This is a genomic window from Nocardia sp. NPDC049149 (genome assembly GCF_043197455.1).
Taxonomy (GTDB): Bacteria; Actinomycetota; Actinomycetes; order Mycobacteriales; family Mycobacteriaceae; genus Nocardia.
The window spans coordinates 1,061,185-1,080,854 of record NZ_JBICTD010000001.1 but is presented as its reverse complement, the minus strand read 5'-3'; the positions used below and the strand labels follow the sequence as shown (position 1 = coordinate 1,080,854).

The window sequence follows — 19,670 nt, the reverse complement described above, 5'->3', positions numbered from 1 at the left end:
CTGCCGCAGGCGTACCACGGCCGAGACTCGTGCCGGGACTGCGCTGCCACCGCGTACAGGACGGCACAAATAGCGGGCGCTACGTCGAATCGACCTGCTCGACCACCTTCGCGGGCAACCACATCGGCGCGAGCACGGCGATCGGAAGGATGCACGCACCAAGGATCGCAAGCAGCACCGACATCGACCACCACGTGGTCACGACGGCCGCGAACGCGAAGACCGCCAGGGAGACAACCTCGCCGAGCAGTCCGGACACCGAGGTGACGGTGGCACGCGCGGGCCCTTCGATCGCGTCTTGCAGGCGGGCCCCTGCGACAACGCCCGCGTTGTAGACGATGCCGTAGGAGATGCCGATCGCCGTAAAGCCAAGGCCGGTAAGCACATAGACCGCACTCGGCCGGTGCTCAGCCAGACCTGCGACGAGGGCGCCGCCGAGAAACAACACACCACCGATGCCGACGGCGATCGCCATGGCGCGTCCCGACATGCCCTCGGTGCGTCCGGCCAGCACGGATCCGGTCAGTGACCCGAGCACGGTCACCCCGACGAGCAGCGGCACCACCGCCGTCGCCGCCCCGGCTTCCTCGGCGAGCAACGCGAAGTACTCGTCGAATGCGGTGATACCGAACAGCAGCGCGCCGAGCAGCACACCGTTGCGCACAGCGCTGATCCGAATCGATTCGCCGACACCGGTCTTCAACATGCTCAGGTATCTGACGAAAGGCCGTGCCGCGATAGTCGACTCGTCGCGTTCGGCCGACTGCACCACTGCGACAAGGCTATCCGGCGCATCCTCCTCTTCCAGCTCATCGACCGCGTTCGCCGACACGGCCTTCGGCGCACTCGGCAGCGACAACGCGATCACCGTGTGCAGCGCGGCGAATCCCACACTGGCCCAGCCGATCAGCGCGTAACCGCCCCAGAGGTACAGCGGGGTCGCACCGACGATGCCGACGACGATGGCGGTCTCCGAGGCCGCCCGGGTGTAACCCAGGATCCGCGCGTAGGACGCCTGCTCACCGCGTGCGGCGAGATCGTCGTAGAGCAGCGCCTCGAAGGTGCCCGATTTCAAAGCCCCTGCCGCGCCCCAGAGGACGAAGCCGAGCGCGAAACCGAGGAAGGTGGGCAGGAGGGTCCACATCGCGAACCCCGCAGTGAGCAGCACTCCGCTGAAGACGAGCAGCGCGCGCCGCGACACCGTATCCGCCCACGCACCGGACGGCACCTCGAGCAGGAAGGCGGTGGTCGACCAGATCGCGAACAGTGCCGAGATCTGCCCGGTGCCGAGCCCGTGATCGGCGAACAAGAGGGAGTACAGCGCGTACAGCGGGATCAGATCGCCGATGCCCGCGAACAACACTGCCCGCACGGTGAGCGCACGAACCCCGATCAGGTCCGAGCTTCGACGAAGAATGCCGTTTTTATCCGTGCGCCGGGCGAACAGCCCGCTGACGAATCAACTGGCGTAGAAAAGCAAACGCATGTCGACCAGCATGCGCAGCCCGGCGAACTGCGTCAAGCCGTTATCCGAGCGGCAGCCAACCATTGGCGGCGTGCATCGAATCGCCGTCGTCGAGACTGCGATCCGCTGCGCCGGGACCGACCCGGCCCTGGTTCGTGTTGAGGTCGCTGATCAGGTCCGCCACCGGGTGCGAGTCGCTGTAGTGGTACCCCTGCGCGAGGGCGAAACCGAGTTCGGTGAGCACCGCGGCCTGGTACTCGGTTTCCACCCCTTCGGCGATCACCTGCAGGTCCAGCGCGCTGGACAAGGCGGCGATCACGCCGAGCAGCGGCGGCGCCGGGGAGTCGGAGCGGATCGCGGCGACGAAGGACTGGTCGACCTTGAGTATGTCGCTCGGCAGCGTGGCCAGCCTGCTCAGCGACGAGTACCCGGTGCCGAAGTCGTCGATGGCAATGCGCACGCCCCGGTCCCGCAGCGTGTGCAAATTGGCGATGGCCGTCTGGGATTCGGCCGCGAGCTCGCTCTCGGTCACCTCGAGCACCAGCTGGTCGGCGGGCCAACCGGTGCTGGCGAGGATATCGGCGACTCGGTCGGCATAGCCCGCCTCGGCCAGCTCCAGTCCGCTGACATTGACGTTGAGCGTGAGATCGAGTTGAGCGAAGGTGTCCTGCAGCCTGGCCGCGTCGGCACAGGCCCGGCGTAACACCAGCTCGTCCAGATCGGCGATGAGGTCGTATTCCTCGGCGACCCGGATCAGCCCCTCGGTGGTGACGTCCGGCTGCGCGCTCGACGACCAGCGCAGCAGCGCCTCGACACCGACCGCCTTGCCGCCGCCCTCGGTGAGGCTGACGATCGGCTGATAGTGCACGTCGAGCGCGCCGCGGTCGATCGCCTCGCGTAGCTCCACCGCCAGCGGCAGCTGCCGCGACGACTCGAGCACCGTCCGGTTGCGCCCGGCCTGCTTGGCCCGATAGAGGCCGACGTCCGCGCGACTGACCAGCAGTGAACCGGATTCGCCTGGCTGCCATGAGGTAACGCCCGCCGAACAGCCGGTGGTCACCGCCGCGCGCAGTTGCTCGGTGAGCAGGATCGCGGCCTGCTCGGTGGTGTTCGGCAACAGCATCGCGAACGCGTCGCCGCCGTAGCGGGCCAGCCGCTGATCGGGCGCAAGCAATTTCGACCAGGTGTCGGCAACCCGTTGCAGCACGGCGTCGCCCGCGCGGTGGCCGAGGTGGTCGTTGATCTTCTGGAAGCGGTCGAGGTCGACCAGGACCAGGGCGAGCCCCTGCCCGGTGCGGGTGGCCTGCTCGATCGCGGAATTCAGCGCGCGGTCGAAGCCGCGGCGGTTCAAAAGTCCCGTCAGCACGTCGATATCGGCTTCCGAGGCCATCCTGGTCAGGATGCCGACGACCACGCCGACGCCGAAGGTGACACCGGCCGGGATGAGCCCGGACCACCACGGCAATCCGGGCAGCACCGGCCGCGCGGGCAACACCCACAGGCACAACGCCATCGCGAACGCGATGTGCGCGGCCGCCTGCGACCACGCGAAGAACAGCGCGGCGTCACAGGCGACGAACACGTAGAACGCGGCGAGGCTGATCGAGCCGACGGTGTTGGGGAACGCGTAGACCGCGATCGTGACAAGCACCGTCGCGATCGCGACATACATGTGGTGGATGGAATGCGGCAGTCGCGGCCCCCACGCGAGCAGCGTGAGGCCGAGCGTCAGCGCAATCGCCGCAGCCGCGCCAACCAGCGGCCGATTACCTTCGTCGCCAGGGGCGATCGCGGTTATCAGCAGACCAAGCACACCACCCATGACGTAGAACGCCCCGGTGGTTCGAGCCATGACCATAGCTGTCGCCAGCGCCGATGCCGCCCGCACCCGGGTTCGGGTATCGCCGCGCGCCCCGATTCCTCGCACGGGGAATAGCCTAGACACAACGAATCCCAGCGGTTGCCACATCCCGTGAATCCGGCATGGCGAACCGACAGCTATTCATCGAAGCGAAACATCCGGTACGCCAAATCGACTGTCCGAATTCGGCGTTTCCGCGTGCCGGGCCGCCGACCTACGCGGGTGGTACCAGCAGATCGGTGCCGACAAACGGCACGAGCGCCGCGGGCACCCGGACCGATCCGTCGGCCTGCTGATGGTTCTCCAGGATCGCCACAATCCACCGGGTGGTCGCCAGCGTGCCGTTCAAAGTCGCTGCGATCTGCGGCTTTCCGTTCTCGTCGCGGTAGCGCACAGCGAGGCGGCGGGCCTGGAAGGTGGTGCAGTTCGAGGTCGAGGTGAGTTCGCGGTAGGTCTGCTGGGTCGGCACCCATGCCTCGCAGTCGAACTTGCGCGCGGCCGAGCTGCCGAGATCGCCCGCCGCGGTATCGATGATCCGGTAAGGGACCTCGACAGCCGCGAGCATGTCCTTCTCCCAGCCGAGCAGTCGCTGATGCTCGGCATCGGCCTGCTCGGGTGTGGTGTAGACGAACATCTCGATCTTGTCGAACTGATGCACCCGGATGATGCCCCTGGTGTCCTTGCCGTAGCTGCCCGCCTCGCGCCGGAAACACGTCGACCAGCCCGCATACCGCTTCGGGCCCGCGCTCAGATCGAGAATCTCGTCCGCGTGGTAGCCGGCCAGCGGCACCTCCGACGTGCCGACCAGATAGAGGTCGTCCTCGGCGAGGTGGTAGATCTCGGCCGCATGCTGCCCGAGGAAACCGGTGCCTGCCATGATCTCCGGGCGGACGAGCACCGGCGGAATCATCATGGTGAAGCCGTTGGCCACCGCGCGCTGCGCCGCCAGCTGCAGCAGACCGAGCTGCAACAGCGCGCCGTAGCCAGTCATGAAATAGAAGCGCGAACCCGAGACCTTCGCGCCGCGCTCCATGTCGAACAGGCCGAGCGACTCGCCGAGTTCCAGATGGTCCTTCGGCTCGAAGTCGAATTCCGGTGCGGCGCCGATGGTTTCCAGCACGACATAGTCGTCCTCGCCGCCAACGGGCACGCCATCGGCGACCAGGTTCGAGATGGCGCGGTGCGCGGCGTCCAGATCGGCGTCGGCGGCGTTCTGCGCGGCCTCGGCCTCCTTGACCTTGACCGACATCTCCTGCGCCTGCGCGAGCAGGGCGGAACGCTCCTCCTTGCTCGCCTTTCCGATCAGCTTGCCCATCGCCTTGTGCTCGGCGCGCAGGTTGTCGGCGGTGGCCACCGCCGCACGGCGCGCCGCGTCGGCTTCCAGCAGCGCGTCGACGAGAGCGGGGTCTTCGCCGCGGGCCCGCTGCGAGGCGCGGACCGCGTCGGGGTTGTCCCGCAGGAATCGGAGGTCGATCATGGGCACTCAGCCTAGTGGTCGGGTTATTGCTGTTTCACGCCGATATCCCAGGATGCGGGCCACCGGCCCCTTGACACGGGCATAGTTGGTTCGTGGGCACAACTTTCGACGAATCAGCCATCGATGACGCACTGCACGAGCTGAGCGAGGGCGAGAAGGTGTGGGCACAGACCCCGCTGCGTCGTCGCAGGGAGCTCCTCGACGACATCCACACCCGAACCGGGCGCTTCGCCGACGACTGGGTGCGGGCCGCGCGGACCATCAAGGGACTCGACGAGAACTCGCCGCTGGTCGGCGAGGAATGGATGTCGGGACCGCTGACGCTGCTGCAGGCCGTCGCCGCGCTCTCCGCGACGCTGACCGCGCTGGAAGAAGGGCGCAGCCCGCTCGACGGTGTCACCACGCAGGACGCGCCGGGTGGTCGCGTCGCAGTGCCGATCCTGCCGCTCAGTGGCTACGACAAACTGTTGCTCAGTGGCTTTCGCGGCGAGGTGTGGCTGCGGCAAGGCGTCGACGCCGACACCGCACGCAGGCGGGCCGGGCTCGCCCAGCTCGATCCGACCGCGACCGGCGGCATCGGGGTCGTGCTCGGCGCGGGCAACATCACCTCGATCCCGCCGTTGGACGCGCTGTACGAGCTGTATGCGCACAACCGGGTGGTCATGCTGAAGCTGAATCCGATCACCGATCCGCTGTACACGGTGTTCGAGATGGTGTTCGCGCCGCTGTGCTCGCTCGGGGTGCTGCGCATCGTGACGGGTGGCGCCGAGACCGGCAGCTATCTCGTGCATCATGCCGATGTCGCGCATGTGCACATGACCGGCAGCGCCAACACCCACGACACGATCGTGTGGGGGCCGGGCCCGGAAGGGCTGGAGCGCAAGAAGGACAACCGGCCGCTGCTGGACAAGCCGATCACCAGCGAGCTCGGCGGAGTATCGCCGACGATCGTGGTGCCCGGCGACTGGTCCGACGCCGACCTGAAGTACCAGGCCGAGCATGTGGCGACGCAGCGATTGCACAACGGCGGCTACAACTGCGTCGCCGCTCAGGCGATCGTGCTGAGCAAGGACTGGGCGCTCAAGGACAAGTTCCTGGCCGAGCTGCGCGTCGCGCTCGCCGCCGCCCCGCAGCGCACGGCCTACTATCCGGGCAGTGATGCCAGGGTCGCGGACGCGCTGACGTCCTATCCGGCGGCCGAGCAGCTCGGCTCGGGCCGGGTGCTGGTCGATCAGTTGCCGCTCAGCGACACCCCGCTGCTGCGCACCGAATACTTCTCGCCAGTGCTCGGCGTCGTCGAACTGCCCTATGCGGGTGGCGAATTCCTGCAGCATGCGGTCGATTTCGCGAACACGGAACTGACAGGGACGCTCGGCGCCAACATCCTCGCGGATCCGGCGACCATCCGCACGCTCGGCATCGGCTTCGACCGCGCCATCGAACGGCTGCGCTACGGCGCGATCGCGGTGAACACCTGGACCGGGCTCGCCTTCCTCGCACCGCGCGCGTCCTGGGGCGCGTTCCCCGGTCACACGCTCGACGACGTGCAAAGCGGAATCGGCGTGGTGCACAACGCTTTCCTGCTCGACGACGTGGAACGCACGGTGGTGTACGGACCGTTCCGGCCTGCCCCGCGCTCGGTGCTGCGCGGTGAGTTCGCGCTGTCACCCAAGCCGCCGTGGTTCGTCGACAACGCGACCGCGGCCACCACCGGTCGGAGGCTGACCGAGTTCTACGCCAGCGGCAATCCTGCCAAGATTCCTGGCATCTTCGCGTCCGCGCTACGCGGATAGTGCGCCGACACCGCAGATCAGCGGCCATGATCTGCACTGAAAGCGCAGATCAGGCCAGGTAATGGCACCGCGGCGCAGAGACTGCCATGATGGATCGCGATGTCCTCCTCCGATCAATTGCCCAAGCCCAAGCCGTCCGGGCGCTCGACCAGACGCGGCGCACCCTCGAGCGTCGACGCGGTGCGGCGCTCGTTCGACGCGGTGATCGGTGTGTTCACCGGCAAGACCCACGTGCCTGCGCCGACGCTGCGCTGGGGGCTGCTGCTGGTCGCGGCGGGGGCCGTGGTCGCTGCGTTGGTGACGATGTTCGTGACCGGCTTCGACAACAAGGGACTGGAGGCGCACACGCCGGGCTCGCCCGCAGAGCCGGTGGTCGACAAGGAATTCGGCACCGCCGTCAAAGGTGACTGCCTGAGCTGGACCAAGCCGGACCACTCCGATCTGGTCAAGGTGCGCTGCGAGAACAAGCACATGTTCGAGGTCGCGGCCGACGTCGACATGGCGAAGTACCCCGGCAAGGAATTCGGGCCCGGCTCCCGGTTCCCGGACTCGCTGCGGCTCACCGAGTTGAAGGAAGAGCACTGCGTGCCCGCGGTGCAGCAGTACCTGAACGGCAAGTTCGATCCGCGCGGGCGCTACATCGTCGGACTCATGTACCCGAGCCCGGACGGCTGGCAGCACGGCGACCGCACGCTGCGCTGCGGGGTGCAGTACGCGGCGAGCGCGGGTACGCCCGCGTCGACCGGCAGTGCCGCCGAACACGATCAGTCGAAGGTGTACGGGCCGGGCGTGTGCCTCGGCATCAACCAGAACCTGCCCACCGATCCGGTCGACTGTGCGCAGCAGCATGCCGTCGAGGTCGTCTCGACCATCGATCTCGGCCAGCGCTTCCAGGGCAGCCCGCCGGACAAGGACGAGCAGGACAAGTTCGTCGAGGACGAGTGCGCGCGCACCTCGTCCGACTATCTCGGCGGGCCCGATGTGGTGCGCAACAAGACACTGACGCTGTTCTTCGATTATCTGGATGCGCGCAGTTGGCTGGCAGGCAGTCGCAAACTGGACTGCATGGTCGGCAAGGGGGCTGATCGGGAAGGTTTCGCGCCGATCACCGGTTCGGCGAAGGGCGACATCCTGATCAACGGTCAGGCTCCGGTGCCGCCGCCGAACACCGGCCGGTCCACGCCTGCGCCGCTGCCCGGCGCCGCGCCGCTGCCGCCGCAACCGCAGCCGAGGTAGTCCGCCGGATGTCGGTATTCATGTCCGAAGACCGGTTCGAGGAATTGGTCGGTGATGCTCTTGATCGGATTCCACCCGAGCTGACGCGGGCCATCGATAACGTGGTCGTGCTGATCGAACCTCGCAATCCGAATGACCCGAATCTGCTCGGGTTGTATCACGGGATCGCGCTCACCGAGCGGGACAGCCATTACGGGGGTTCGCTGCCCGACACCATCACGATCTATCGCGACACGATCCTCGCGATCTGCGCGGATGAGGCGGACGTGGTGGAAGAGGTGGCGATCACTGTGATTCATGAGATCGCACACTATTTCGGCATTGACGAAGACCGCCTGCATCAGCTGGGATGGGGCTAGTCTTTACCCCAGCTGTATGAGTGCGGTTGCAGTTGGGGTGTGACAGGAAGAAAATTTAGGGGATTCGATGGAACCGATTGCCTCGCTGTCGCGTCCTATCACTCGAAGGGGGAATTCTCGTGGTTCCGCCCCATAGCCGCCACTAGAAGGAGTCGAGTCATGGTTGGCCACGTACTAGTCGCACCCGAAGCCGTCCTCGCCGCCGCCGCGGAGCTGGATCTACTCGCCGAGCGGCTCGCCGCCGCCGCCGCGTTGACCGCGCCCGCGACGCATGTCGTCCCCTCTGGCATCGACGAGGTGTCGTTGCACGCCGCGAACCACCTGAACAAGGCCGCGGTGACGCACGACAACGCCGTCGCCCAGGGGATTCTGGAACTGCATCACGCCGCCGCAACCCTGCGCAGCCAGCTCGCCACGCACATGAGCTCGGACATCGTCCGCGCGGCAGGCATCGCGGCGACCGGCAACGCACTCTGAGCCTGCGGGCCAAGCACAGAAGAACAAATAAGGGGAGAAACGCATGACCGCAGGAATCACCGGGGTGTTCTGGCTGCCCCGCCTCGCAGAAGGAAACTCGATCGCGCTCAACGCAGGCGCGCACGCGATCCCGATCTCGGCCGCCGCGACCGCGTGGGGCGGGCTCACCGCCGCGTGGGTCGACGCCACCGCGACCGTCGCCCGGGTAATGGCCGAGCTCGGCGTCGGCATGCAGGGCATCAACGGCATCTCGGCACTGTCCAAGCTCACCGGCTTCATCGGCTGGGCCGAGCAGCAGGGCGTCATGGCGGCCACCATGGGCTCGAAGGCGGCGTCCAACGCGATCGCCTACACCGTGGCGTCGATCGCCATGCCGAGCATCCCGGAGATCGCGGCCGTCGACACCGCACGGGTCGCGGCCTACTCGACCGGCGGCGTCCTGAACGGCACCGCGGAAGCGGCCGAGGCGGCCAAGGCCGCGCTCGACCTGCGCGCCGCGTTGACCATGGAGACCTACGAGGCGGCGACCAGCGCGATGGTGGTGACTCCCGGTGAGTTCGTCCAGCCGCCCGCCATCGCGCACGGTGCGGGCCAGGCGAACCCGAACGGGGTCGAGCAGGCCGCCCAGCCGACCGATCCGGTCCAGGCCGCGCTCGCCGCGGCAGGCGCATTCGTGAACAACCCCGCCGTGGCAGGCGCCGCGACGCAGGCCGCGAACTTCGCGGGTTCGGTGGCGACGACCGGTGTTTCGACGGCGGGCACCATCGGCACCCACGCGATCTCGGCCGTCACCAGCGCGGTGACCCCCGGATTCACCAGTGCCGCACCGGCTCCCATGGCCGGCGGGATGGGCATGGGTATGGCGGCGGCGGTCGGTGGCGCGACAACGCGGTCCGCGTCGGTCGGCGGGGCAGGCGGCTCGGCGTCCTACGGCAACGGCTCGTTGAAGCTCCCCGAAGGCTGGGGTGCGGCAGGCCACGTCGCGGGCGGCACGCCGACCACGGCCCCGGTCGTGGAGAACGCCACGGTCAGCCAGCCTGCCGGTGCACCGGTGCGCAACAACACCGCGTCCGGTAGCCCGCTGCTCGGCAACCAGGTTCGGGACGAGGACGACGAGTCCGAGCACAAGGGCCAGGACTTCCTGCGCTCGACCGAGCACTTCAACGACGGTCGCTACGCCGCGGACGGGGTGATCGGCGCCGACGCCGTCGGGACCACTAAGTGACGGTGCTGGGTGCGGGCCGCGGCCCGTCCATGCTCGCTTCGGTCGTGCTGTCGCTCGACGAAATGCAGTTCCTCCTGGAGAAACTGGAGATCGACGAACTGCCCGTGGTGCTCCAAGCCCGCGGGCAGTACGACAACGTGACCGATCACGACGCCGCAATGGCGGTGGCGGCCGAGTCGCTCATCGATCGGGAACTGCTGATCGGCGACGCGGTCCACCAGGAACTCGAAGACCGGCTGTTCGCGCTGTATCGCCCGCACTGGGTGGTCGCGCTGCGGCTGCACGTCGACGGTCAGGTGAGTCGCATGTGTCTCGCAAAGGGCGATGATCTCGTCACCATCGCCCTGCGCGGGCCGCAGTCCTACGTGATCGACGAAGCCGGAGACGACCTGCCCGGCCCGGTGATCGCGGCGTTGGGCGCGGCCGATCCGCTCGACATCACCGGAATGAACGCGCCCACCGAACAACTCGTGCCGATCTTCGACGACACCGGCGATGCGACGGCGACCGCCGCCCGGCTCGCCAAAGTCGGCACCCCGCCACGCGATGCGAAAACCTTGGCGTCCGCCATGGTGCAGATTCACTCACACGCAGAGATCGTCGGCGTGGTGTACGGCGACGGCACCCGCGACGTCACCGACAACCACATCGCGGTCTACAACACGCGAGGCGGGCGGCTGATCGCTACTGCAAGCAGGTCCGACGACGGGGTGAAGTGGACGTCGCTTGCTACCGGGACGAACGGGCGGCTGCGAACGGCGTTGCAGGACTTGATTGATTCGCTGCCGGAGCGGGACGAGTTTCCGTTGAAGCCTGAGCAGGGGTAGTCGTTCGGGGGTGGCCGGGAGGTGTGGGGTTGCCCGAAGGGTGTGGGGTTGCCCGAAGAGTGGGGGGTTGCCCGAAGAGTGTGGGGCTGCCCGAAGAGTGGGGGCTGCCCGAAGAGTGGGGGCTGCCCGAAGGGGTGGAGGGCTGCCCGAAGGGGTGGAGGGTTGTCCAAGGGGGTGGGGTGGTCGACGGGTTGTGCATGGGGGAAGTGGGTGCACGGGCCGTCGGCGTGAGGTGAGTAATTGGTGACCTAATTGGCGGTGGTCAGAATGGTTGCTGAGCCTCGTTGAGTGGTAGTCGAATGGTTGCCGAGCTTCGTTGGCGTGAGAGAAATGGTTGCTGAACCTGATTGGCGTGAGAGAAGTGGTTGCGACGCGTACTGCAGCACGCACCATTTCTCTCACGCCAACACTTCAAGATCGCTTTGAAGGGCTCCGAGCTGGGCCGCCGTCGCCTGAGCTCGGGCGGCCCACACCGCCTCATCGATGTGAGAGAAGTGGTTGCCGCCCGCGTTGACGGGAGTGAAATGGTTGCTCACCGCCGTTGACGGGAGTCATATGGCGGCAGTACACGCCGAGACGCCCACCATTGGACTCCCGTCAACCTCCCTCGAGATCACTTCCCCGAAAAGATCTTTGGACCGGACCACAGCCAAGCAACCCGCCCTGGGACAAGAGAACGCGTGAGCGACTGCGGAGGTCAGCCGGGTACGGCACACGACCCCACCACGCTATCCAGTGCAAACCCCGAGACTGTCCTGCTCGCCAGGAGACCGTTCAACCTGCGGATAAACCACCACCCCAAACGCAACACGCCCTACGAAACCCGCACCAGCCCCAAGCCGCGCGCGTCCAAAGCCGCGCCAGCCCAAAGCCGCGCCCCTCCAAAGCCGCGCCCGCCCCAAGCCGCGCGCGTCCGAGGCCGCGCCCCACGGGCCGGGTTGGATTGTGTCCGTGCCGCTTTGGGCTCGGCGAAGGCAGAGCTCCTTCGGGTATACGGTCTCCTGACGAATGCGGCAGCCAAGGGTTTGCACTGGAGTAGCGCGGTTGCCTCGCCTGCCGTACCCGGCTGACCTCCGCAGTCAGTCACGGGTTCTCTCGTACCAGCCGGCTCACTTGGCTGTGCTCTCGTTTCGAGAACTTCGAGATCAAAGACAGAGATTCAAGATCAAAGACTCTCAGCCGCACACTTTCTGTCTTCCCGCACACGATTTTGCTAGCCAGATCGTGTGCGGGAAGACAGAAAGTGTGCGGGTCTGTGGGTTTCGAGATCAGCTACGTCGAATGTTCTTGCCCGCCAATGAGTTCTGCCATCCGTTCGCTTCGTCTGGCGTCTAACGTACAGAGCATGCTCTTGACCCTCGCTGCAGCATGGGTCAAGAGCACAATTCCTATGTCAAGTCACGCGCGAGTTCGGGGTTCACAGCCGAAGGGTCGGATCCTGACTCGTTCTGTGGATTCGCACTGGTCGTGGGCCGTCAGAAGGGTGCGGATCTACAGAAGGGTGCGGACTCGTGAAAGGGGTGCGGGGCTGCGGGGTTTCACGATCAGTGGCGGTGTGGGTATCTGCACCGTTGTGGGACATCTCGGCCGCGCAGGCGGGGGCAATTACCTTGCGGCCGTTCAGGTTCTGCGCGAGATGAACATGATGTATTCGCAGGGGGCGTCCGTTCGGTTGGCGAAGCCGTGGTCGGCGTCGGCTTGGAAGAACATGGAGTCGCCTGTGTTGAGGGTCTCGCTGATTCCGCCGATCGCGACGGTGAGGGTGCCTGCGAGCACCACGAGTTGTTTCTCCGTGCCTGGCGGATACGCGGGCAGCAGGCCGGTTGAGACCTGTGCGGGGAGGTAGTGGGCGACCATCTCGGCTCCGCCTGCGCCAGGGGCCGCTGAGACGATGTGTCGTTCGAAACCCGTTTCCGGGTCACGGAAAACGGGGCGAGCGTTCTTGCGCATGACAACGGCCACGCCAGACGCGGCAGCTGCCCCGCCGATGAGGTCGGACAGTGACGCGTCGAGCGCGTGGGCGATCCTGGACGCGACGCCGATCGTTGGGCTCTTCTCACCGCGTTCGACCTTGGACAGCATTGCCCGGCTCACCGACGACTGCGTGGACAGCTGCTCCAGCGTCAGGCCCGCCTCCTCGCGGCGGCGCCGCACATTGGCGCCGAACGCGCCGGCCAGGTCGTCACGGTGCGGTGGTTCGACCGTGTTTCCGTCTTGCTCGGCCACCATGCTCCTCGATTGATGGGTACCTCAACTGCCCACAGTGTAGATTTCTCCTAAAGAAGATATCGTCTCCTATCAGAGACGCTAGATAGGCGCCCGACACGACGGAGGTTTCCATGCATCTGATCTCGAGTGGCCAGCTCCATGCCACGTTCGAATTCGGCGATCTGCAGGTGATCTCGTTGCGCGACGGGTACATCGACATGCCGCCGACCCGGCTCCGCAGCGAGGACGGGCGCGCGCTCGATGAGCTGCCTGCCGCCGTGCCGCTGGTCGGCGACAACTTGCGGCTGTCGGTCAACGCCTTCTTCGTCACCGACGGCACGCGGTCGGTGCTCATCGACACCGGCGCGTCCAACGTCTGGCACGACCCCACCATGGGATTGATCTACGACGCACTCGACGAAGCGGGGATCGACCGCGCGCAGATCACCGACGTGGCCATCACCCACAACCATGAAGACCACGTGAGCGGCCTGATCATGCCGGACGGTGCAGAGGCGTTCACCAAACTCGAGCGTGTGTGGATCGGCGCGGGTGACACCTCGGTGGTCACGGGACGGCTCGAGCCGATCTCCGACCGGGTCGTACCCGTGTCGGAGAAGGTCGCGATCAATGAGTGGGTCACCGCAATCCCGACACCGGGCCACACCCCCGGTCACACCGTCTACGACGTCAGGAGCAGCACCGGCAACCTTCTCGTCTGGGGCGACACCGTGCACGTTCCGACGCTCCAATTCGAGCAGCCGCACGTGTGCTGGGAGTACGACGGCAACCGGTCCCAAGCCCGCGCCGAGCGAGCGGCCCTGCTCGAACAGCTGACTCGCCCAGGTCATTTCGTCGCCGGCGCCCACCTCGACTCACCCGGCATCGCCCGCGTAACCCCCTCCGGCGCGGGTTACGCACTGGAATACCTTGCGCCGCTGATAGGCTGACCGACCCGGTCGCCCTACAGCCCCGAGCTCACGATGGCGGCCAAGGAGGGCAATCGCGTCTGTCCCGACTGCTCGCCCACGAACCGATGCAGGACCAAGTGCCCGCCCATCGTGTATCCGCCGGTCTGGACCGACGGGGTCGACGGGCGGATTCGCACCGAGGGGGAACTGGTGCAGGTGGCTTCGGACGATGCCTGCACCAGTTCCCCATGATCAATCGACCAACTCCAGAAGGGAACTGGCGGCCACACCGCGCCTCGGTGCCGATCCCCCCGGAGCGAGGCGAAGACCCGCGTCGAGTACAACATCGAGCAGCTGCGCGGATCGCTGAAAGGCCTGACGGCGGAGGAGATCTCGAAGGTCGTCATCGCCTACGAGCCGGTCTGGGCGATCGACACGGAGTCGAGGGTGGGGTGAAAGGCCGCAACGGACACTGTCCCCGCCGCGGTCGGGCAGTAGACCCCACTCGGTTTTATTGTGGCGGAACAGGATTCGCGGCGCACCGCCAGCGAACGACCGAGCCTGGCCAACTCGTGAGATCGTCGGCAGTGGGGATGACGGCATGCCACCGGTTGAGCTGCAACGATCCAACGGACAAGTTGCAACGCCTCCAATGGACGTGGCCCAGCCGCCCTCGGACGACGCGGCCCGGTAGTTCGTTGCTCCCCAGCACGACTCAGCAGCGCACCACCGAGTGAAATCAACCATGGGGTGGGGGCGATGTCGTAACCGAAGGGTGGGGTGAAGCGGCCCCAGCGGACGCAGCTCAACGGGCAAGCGGCAACGCCTCTCGCAGACGTTGCCCAGTCGCCTTCAGACGACGCGGCCCGGTAGTTCGTTGCTCCCCAACGCGACTCGGCAGCGCACCATCGAGTGCAGTCAACCCATAGGGGCGACGTCGTAGCCGAAGGGTGGGGTGAAGCGGCCCCAGCGGACGCAGCTCAACGGGCAAGCGGGAACGCCGCCATAGACGTTGCCCAGTCGCCTTCGGACGATGCCGCCCGGTAATTCGTTGCTACCCAACATGACTCGGCAGCACACCACCGGGTGCAATCAACCCATGGGGTCGTCAGCGGTGGGGGCGACGTCGTAGCCGAAAGGTGGGGTGAAGCGGCCCCAGCGGATGCAGTCCCAACCACCGTCGGGTAGCGGCACAAGCTCGATGGTTTCGGTGTTGTCGAGGTGGTTGTTCGTGGTGAACGGCGGGAGCACGTCGGCTAGGTAGCGGGAGACCAGGCGCATTGCGGCGCCGTGGTTGACCAGCAGCACGTCGCCGGTCGACTCCGGTGTCAGGTAGGTCTTGCGCAGGTCCGCGATGATCGGCAGGAAGCGGGCGAGCACCTCGTGGCCGGACTCCCCGCCGGGTGGCCGCTCGTCCAGGTCGCCGTTGTGCCAGGCGTGGTAGATCTGCTGGAAGTACGCGTGTGCCTCTTGGCTGTGCTCGCCCTCCATGTCGCCGACCTGGACCTCGTGCACGTTGTCCAGCACGGTGGCCGGGACGCCGGTCGCGGCCTCGATGTATCCGGCGGTCTGGCGGGCGCGCAGCGCCGCCGAGCAGAAGAGCACCCGCGGCGGGTCGAGCAACGTCTCACCGAACGTCTTCGCCTGTGCCGCACCGCGTTCGGTGAGCGGCAGGCCAGGAACCCTGGTGTCGAGGAGCTTCGCGACGTTGCCCTCGGTCTCCCCGTGCCGGACCAGCACCAACTTGCCCGTACTCACAGATCCGCCACCCCCTTTCGTAGCTGGGTCAGCCACTGCGCGGCCGCTTCGTCCGAGGGCGGCGGCGTGCCGGTGGCCGACGTCGCAGGCCAGGATCCGAGGAACCGGATCCGCGCGGTGCGATGCAACGCCTTCAGTGCCTCGGCGACCGCGGTGTCGTCGATGTGCCCGACGCAGTCGAGATAGAACCGGTAGGTGCCCATGCCCGTGCGGGTCGGCCGGGATTCGATCCTGGTCAGATCGATTCCGCGGGTAGCGAATTCGGCGAACGCACGCATCAGCGAACCCGGCTCGTTCGGCAGCTCGAGCACGATCGATGTCCGGTCGGCGCCCGTCGCGGCCGGCGCCACCCGCGGCCGGGTGACGAGCACGAAGCGGGTGATGGCCTGCTCGTGATCGGCCACCCCGGACGCCAGCGCCACCAGCCCGAGCCGCTCGCCGGCCAGGGCGGTCGAGACCGCGGCATCGGCCTTGCCCGCCGTGACGTCCTCGGCCGCCGCCGCGTTCGACGCCGAGACGTAGGCCTGTGCCTGCGGCAGCTGCCGCGCCACCCACTCGCGCACCTGGGCGGCGGCCACCGGATAGGCGGCCAGCGTGCGGACCTCGGCCAGGCTCATGCCGGGCTTGGCCAGGATCGTGAAGGTCACCTCCAGCTCGGTCTCCGCGACGATCTGCAGTCGCGGACCGATGGCCAGTGAGTCGAGCGTCGCCGAGATCGAGCCCTCGACCGAACTCTCGATCGGCACCACCGCGCCGTCGACGGCGCCGGACCGGATCAGCTCAAGCGCCGCCCCCTGACTGGGCGCGGCGATACGCTCGACAGCCCCATCGAAGGCTCCCGAGGATTCGAGGTCAGCAAGGGCCATCTCGGTGAAAGTTCCGGAGGGCCCGAAGTACGCGATACGCGGCACGGTTACGACCATACTTGCGTGCGCGACCAAGGCTCCGCGGATTTGTCGCCGCCCCTGTCAGACCATGGGTTTTACCGATCGCCAGAGCTGCACCCGCACGAACCCACTCCGCGAAACGCCACCACCAGTTCCCGGCAAACCCTGAGCCGGGGTCACGGCAGCCCCGAAGGTGCACCCGCGACCCCAGTCCGCGAAGTGCCACCACCGGTTCCGGCAGCCATGAGCTGCGGGTCACGGCAGCGCCGGAGGTGCACCCGCGCGAACCCACTCCGCGAAATGCCTCTACCAGTTCCCGGCAGCCATGAGCTGCGGGTCGCGGCAGGGCGGACGCGACGTCAGGTGAGGGGGTGCAGAGCTCGGGTGACCTCGTCGACGGCGTCGGTCTCGATGGCGAGCAGGACGGAACGAAGTGCCTCGACCGCAGGAGGTTTGAGTGCGGTGAGGAAGGCGAGGTCAGGGGTCGTGAGGGCGGCGCGGATGTCTTCACCGCAGAGTGCGGCGGCGGTCGCGGCAACGATGGCGATGGCACGTTCGCCGGAGGCGGTGCGGGCGATGTAGCCGGTTTCGGCGTGGGCGATGCCTGCCAGGAAGTCGGCGATATCGGCATCGGAGGCGTCCGCGTCGAGGACCGGAGTCCCCTCGATCGCGCTGATAGACGGCGCGCGCACCAGGCCTTCGACCAAGCTGCGCCTGGCAGGCGCCGTCAACGCCACGAGCACCGGTTCCCGCGCTGCTTCCGATCCATCTGCCACCGATCCACCGTAACAAGCGGCGGCTATGTCCTATTTGCGGCCGAACGGGGTTGACGCCGCGCTACCCCCTCAGGCCTTGATCGCTCGGCCGTGGTCCGTTCGCGGTCGAGTGCCTGATCACTCAGCCGCGCAAGCGCGTTCAGCCACGCTGAACGTCGGGAGAATTCTCAGGATCAGGGTGGGGCGAACGCTTGCGCATGGTCGTCGCGTCACTTAGCTTAGGGTAACCTAATTGAGCGCCGAGCGAGGCGAGCAGAGCCCTGACCACGGAGGTTTGTATGCCGCGTCCGACACCCACTGTCGCACCGTCCACCGCTGAGCGGGTGCGCAGTGCGTGCGCGCACGCAGAGCAAGCGGTGCTGGCCATGCCTGGCATCGATCCGACGCCGATCTCCGTGCACCACCTGCGCCAGTGCGGCGACGCGGTGATCGCGGTGCCGACCACCTCGGTCGCCGCCGTCCTGGCGGGCAACTCCCCGGACGCGGGTGCGCCTGCGGTACTGGAACTCACCGACCATGCCCCGCTGCCGCTGCGGGAACCCGTCCGGGCGCTGGTGTGGTTGCGCGGCTGGGTGCGCGCGGTGCCGACCCAGGCGCAGCGCGCGCTGGCCACCGAGGTCGCCAAGGACCACCCGGATCCCGGCCTGCTCGACGTCGGCTACACCGCGACGCTGCTGCGCGTCGTCATCAACTCCGCGGTGGTCGCCGATTCGACCGGCGCCGAATCGGTCACCATCGACGAGCTACGCCAGGCCGAGCCGGATCCCTTCTGCACCTTGGAATCCGCGTGGCTGCAACACATGGACGCCGACCACGCGGACGTCGTCGCGCAGCTGGCCCGCCACCTGCCACCGCGCCTGCAGCACGGCATCGTGCACCCGCTCGCCATCGACCGCTACGGCCTGACCCTGCGCGTCGAAGGCCGCGACGGCGACCACGATTTCCGCCTCCCCTTCACCTCCCCCGCCGACGACATCGAGTCGCTCAGCCGCGCCGTCCGCACCCTGGCAGGCTGCCCTTTCCTCAACGGCCTGCGCCGGATCTGACCGCCTGGCGTCTTCCAGTTGCGTTCGCGCACATCCGCGGTGCAGACCCCGGCCAGTTCGTCGAGCACACGACGAGTAGGTCAACTCGCACTAGACGCCGAGCCGGTCCACCGCCGTCGCGCAGCGACTGCCGGGAGATCAGCTGTAGCGCAGCCTGTTTGGCTGATCAGCCGCTGACCGACTTACCGCTGGCGATGGCCTCCAAGAGCTCGGCGAAATCCGCCACGGCCTCGACGTTGTCCTCGGCGGCGCGCTGGAACATGGCGACTTCGTACTCGGTGAGGGCGACCTCGACGTCGCCAGGGCGCGCGGCAAGAACTTTGCCGAGTTCGAGTCCGTCCACCATGGCAAGGTTGGCGCCCTCGCCGTTCGGCGGCGCGAGATGGGCGGCGTCGCCGAGCAAAGTCACCCCCGGCACCCGATCCCACTGGTGTCCGGCAGGCAGCGCGTAGAAGGGCCGGTGGATCGGCGCGGTGTCACTGTCGGTGATCAACGCAGTGAGTTCCGGTGCCCAGCCCTCGAATTCGTGCGCGATCCGCGCGGTGGACGCGGCGACGTCGGCGAAATCGATGGCGGCGAACCAGTCCAACGGCCGCTCCAGGATCACGTAGGCGTGCAAGATCTCGCCCTTCTCCCGATGCGCGTGGATTTGCCCGCCGGGCCCGCTCGTGACCAGCATCCCGCCGCCGACCGCTTGCGCCGCGGCGGGGTGGCGGTGGTCGGCGTCGAACAAGTAGGTCTCCACGGCCGATTCGCCGACGTATTCGGGTGTGGCGGTGGTGAGCAGCGGCCGGACCCGCGACCAGGCGCCGTCGGCGCCGACCAGCAGACTCGTCGTGACGGTGGCACCGTTGGCGAAGGTCACTTCGTGACGGCCCGCCTCGAGAGTGCGAGCGCCGCTGGCCCGGTGACCCCACCGGACGGACCCCTCCGGGAGTGCGTCGAGCAGCAGCTGACGCAGCTCCGCGCGCTGCACCTCGGGGCGGCCGCCGGTGCCGTCGTCGGCCCGCTCGAACAGGACAGTCCCGTCCGAGCCCAGCGCACGAAGCGCCTGGCGGCCCGGCACGACGATGGCGCGGAACTCGTCCATCAGGCCGGCCTCTTCGATGGCACGCAGCCCGTTGTAGTCATGAATGTCGAGCATCCCGCCCTGGGCGCGCGCCGTCGGTGCGGATTCCGCCTCGTAGACCGTGGCCGAGATGCCGTGCACGTGCAAGACCCGGGCCAGCATGAGTCCGCCGAGTCCGGCGCCGATGATCGTGACCGGAGTTGTCATCGCAATTCCTTTGCTGTGTCGCGTTTTTCGATCAGGCTTACGACGATGGCGAGCGAGGGTTGCACGGTCCTTGCGTCCGGCGCACCGC

General features: G+C 67.4%; 16 protein-coding genes and 1 pseudogene. 9 read left to right on the top strand and 8 right to left on the bottom strand.

What is annotated here, in order from left to right:
- Positions 1-79: 79 nt before the first annotated feature.
- From ACGFNJ_RS05070 to serS, 3 genes are all read right to left on the bottom strand, one after another.
- The gene (locus ACGFNJ_RS05070) at positions 80-1,363 is read right to left on the bottom strand and encodes an MFS transporter (protein ID WP_393443445.1); all 1,284 of its coding nucleotides are present in this window, start codon (positions 1,361-1,363) and stop codon (positions 80-82) included.
- Positions 1,364-1,526: 163 nt separating this feature from the next.
- Positions 1,527-3,392, bottom strand: coding sequence for a putative bifunctional diguanylate cyclase/phosphodiesterase (locus tag ACGFNJ_RS05065; RefSeq protein ID WP_393443443.1), 1,866 nt, complete (start codon positions 3,390-3,392; stop codon positions 1,527-1,529).
- Positions 3,393-3,540: 148 nt separating this feature from the next.
- Positions 3,541-4,803, bottom strand: coding sequence for a serine--tRNA ligase (serS, locus tag ACGFNJ_RS05060; protein WP_393443441.1), 1,263 nt, complete (start codon positions 4,801-4,803; stop codon positions 3,541-3,543).
- A gap of 92 nt (positions 4,804-4,895) precedes the next feature.
- On the opposite strand from serS, the gene ACGFNJ_RS05055 reads away from it, so the two are divergent.
- The 6 genes from ACGFNJ_RS05055 to ACGFNJ_RS05030 all read left to right on the top strand — a co-directional run bounded on the left by ACGFNJ_RS05055 (position 4,896) and on the right by ACGFNJ_RS05030 (position 10,720).
- Positions 4,896-6,596 (top strand): aldehyde dehydrogenase family protein, encoded by a 1,701-nt coding sequence (locus ACGFNJ_RS05055; protein WP_393443439.1) that lies wholly within the window; start codon positions 4,896-4,898, stop codon positions 6,594-6,596.
- Positions 6,597-6,695: 99 nt separating this feature from the next.
- Positions 6,696-7,832: a septum formation family protein gene (locus ACGFNJ_RS05050; RefSeq protein ID WP_393443437.1), complete on the top strand. Its 1,137-nt coding sequence runs from the start codon at positions 6,696-6,698 to the stop codon at positions 7,830-7,832.
- Positions 7,833-7,840: 8 nt separating this feature from the next.
- A complete protein-coding gene (locus ACGFNJ_RS05045; RefSeq protein ID WP_393443435.1) occupies positions 7,841-8,191 on the top strand; it encodes a metallopeptidase family protein in 351 nt (116 codons plus the stop codon).
- A 159-nt stretch (positions 8,192-8,350) separates the two neighbouring features.
- Positions 8,351-8,668, top strand: coding sequence for a PE domain-containing protein (locus tag ACGFNJ_RS05040; RefSeq protein ID WP_393443433.1), 318 nt, complete (start codon positions 8,351-8,353; stop codon positions 8,666-8,668).
- A gap of 43 nt (positions 8,669-8,711) precedes the next feature.
- The gene (locus ACGFNJ_RS05035) at positions 8,712-9,893 is read left to right on the top strand and encodes a PPE domain-containing protein (RefSeq protein WP_393443431.1); all 1,182 of its coding nucleotides are present in this window, start codon (positions 8,712-8,714) and stop codon (positions 9,891-9,893) included.
- Positions 9,890-10,720 carry an ESX secretion-associated protein EspG gene (locus tag ACGFNJ_RS05030; RefSeq protein WP_393443430.1) on the top strand — a complete coding sequence of 277 codons (831 nt, stop codon included), beginning with the start codon at positions 9,890-9,892 and terminating at the stop codon, positions 10,718-10,720. The genes ACGFNJ_RS05035 and ACGFNJ_RS05030 overlap by 4 nt, the downstream gene beginning before the upstream one ends.
- 1,620 nt (positions 10,721-12,340) lie before the next feature.
- Here the strand turns inward: ACGFNJ_RS05030 and ACGFNJ_RS05025 are convergent.
- Positions 12,341-12,946: a helix-turn-helix domain-containing protein gene (locus ACGFNJ_RS05025; protein WP_393443428.1), complete on the bottom strand. Its 606-nt coding sequence runs from the start codon at positions 12,944-12,946 to the stop codon at positions 12,341-12,343.
- A 113-nt stretch (positions 12,947-13,059) separates the two neighbouring features.
- On the opposite strand from ACGFNJ_RS05025, the gene ACGFNJ_RS05020 reads away from it, so the two are divergent.
- A complete protein-coding gene (locus tag ACGFNJ_RS05020; protein WP_393443426.1) occupies positions 13,060-13,878 on the top strand; it encodes an MBL fold metallo-hydrolase in 819 nt (272 codons plus the stop codon).
- A gap of 279 nt (positions 13,879-14,157) precedes the next feature.
- Positions 14,158-14,277, top strand: a pseudogene (locus tag ACGFNJ_RS05015) (triose-phosphate isomerase); the annotation flags it as partial.
- A 654-nt stretch (positions 14,278-14,931) separates the two neighbouring features.
- Here ACGFNJ_RS05015 and ACGFNJ_RS05010 read toward each other — a convergent pair.
- From ACGFNJ_RS05010 to ACGFNJ_RS05000, 3 genes are all read right to left on the bottom strand, one after another.
- Positions 14,932-15,597, bottom strand: coding sequence for a histidine phosphatase family protein (locus ACGFNJ_RS05010; RefSeq protein WP_393443424.1), 666 nt, complete (start codon positions 15,595-15,597; stop codon positions 14,932-14,934).
- The gene (gene pheA / locus ACGFNJ_RS05005; protein WP_393443422.1) at positions 15,594-16,508 is read right to left on the bottom strand and encodes a prephenate dehydratase; all 915 of its coding nucleotides are present in this window, start codon (positions 16,506-16,508) and stop codon (positions 15,594-15,596) included. The genes ACGFNJ_RS05010 and pheA overlap by 4 nt, the downstream gene beginning before the upstream one ends.
- Before the next feature lie 335 nt (positions 16,509-16,843).
- Positions 16,844-17,260 (bottom strand): hypothetical protein, encoded by a 417-nt coding sequence (locus ACGFNJ_RS05000; protein ID WP_393443420.1) that lies wholly within the window; start codon positions 17,258-17,260, stop codon positions 16,844-16,846.
- 278 nt (positions 17,261-17,538) lie between these two features.
- Between ACGFNJ_RS05000 and ACGFNJ_RS04995 the strand changes: the two genes are divergently transcribed.
- Complete coding sequence (locus ACGFNJ_RS04995) at positions 17,539-18,306, top strand: DUF2470 domain-containing protein (protein ID WP_393443418.1); 768 nt, start codon at positions 17,539-17,541, stop codon at positions 18,304-18,306.
- A gap of 166 nt (positions 18,307-18,472) precedes the next feature.
- Here ACGFNJ_RS04995 and ACGFNJ_RS04990 read toward each other — a convergent pair whose 3' ends face one another.
- Positions 18,473-19,582 carry an FAD-dependent oxidoreductase gene (locus tag ACGFNJ_RS04990; protein ID WP_393443416.1) on the bottom strand — a complete coding sequence of 370 codons (1,110 nt, stop codon included), beginning with the start codon at positions 19,580-19,582 and terminating at the stop codon, positions 18,473-18,475.
- Positions 19,583-19,670 lie beyond the last annotated feature (88 nt).

Coding starts and splice junctions, on each gene's coding strand:
- serS (WP_393443441.1), bottom strand. CDS start 4,803: ATGATCGACCTCCGATTCCTGCGGGACAACCCCGACGCGGTCCGCGCC.
- ACGFNJ_RS05050 (WP_393443437.1), top strand. CDS start 6,696: ATGTCCTCCTCCGATCAATTGCCCAAGCCCAAGCCGTCCGGGCGCTCG.
- ACGFNJ_RS05045 (WP_393443435.1), top strand. CDS start 7,841: ATGTCGGTATTCATGTCCGAAGACCGGTTCGAGGAATTGGTCGGTGAT.
- ACGFNJ_RS05040 (WP_393443433.1), top strand. CDS start 8,351: ATGGTTGGCCACGTACTAGTCGCACCCGAAGCCGTCCTCGCCGCCGCC.
- ACGFNJ_RS05035 (WP_393443431.1), top strand. CDS start 8,712: ATGACCGCAGGAATCACCGGGGTGTTCTGGCTGCCCCGCCTCGCAGAA.
- ACGFNJ_RS05020 (WP_393443426.1), top strand. CDS start 13,060: ATGCATCTGATCTCGAGTGGCCAGCTCCATGCCACGTTCGAATTCGGC.
- ACGFNJ_RS04995 (WP_393443418.1), top strand. CDS start 17,539: ATGCCGCGTCCGACACCCACTGTCGCACCGTCCACCGCTGAGCGGGTG.
- ACGFNJ_RS04990 (WP_393443416.1), bottom strand. CDS start 19,582: ATGACAACTCCGGTCACGATCATCGGCGCCGGACTCGGCGGACTCATG.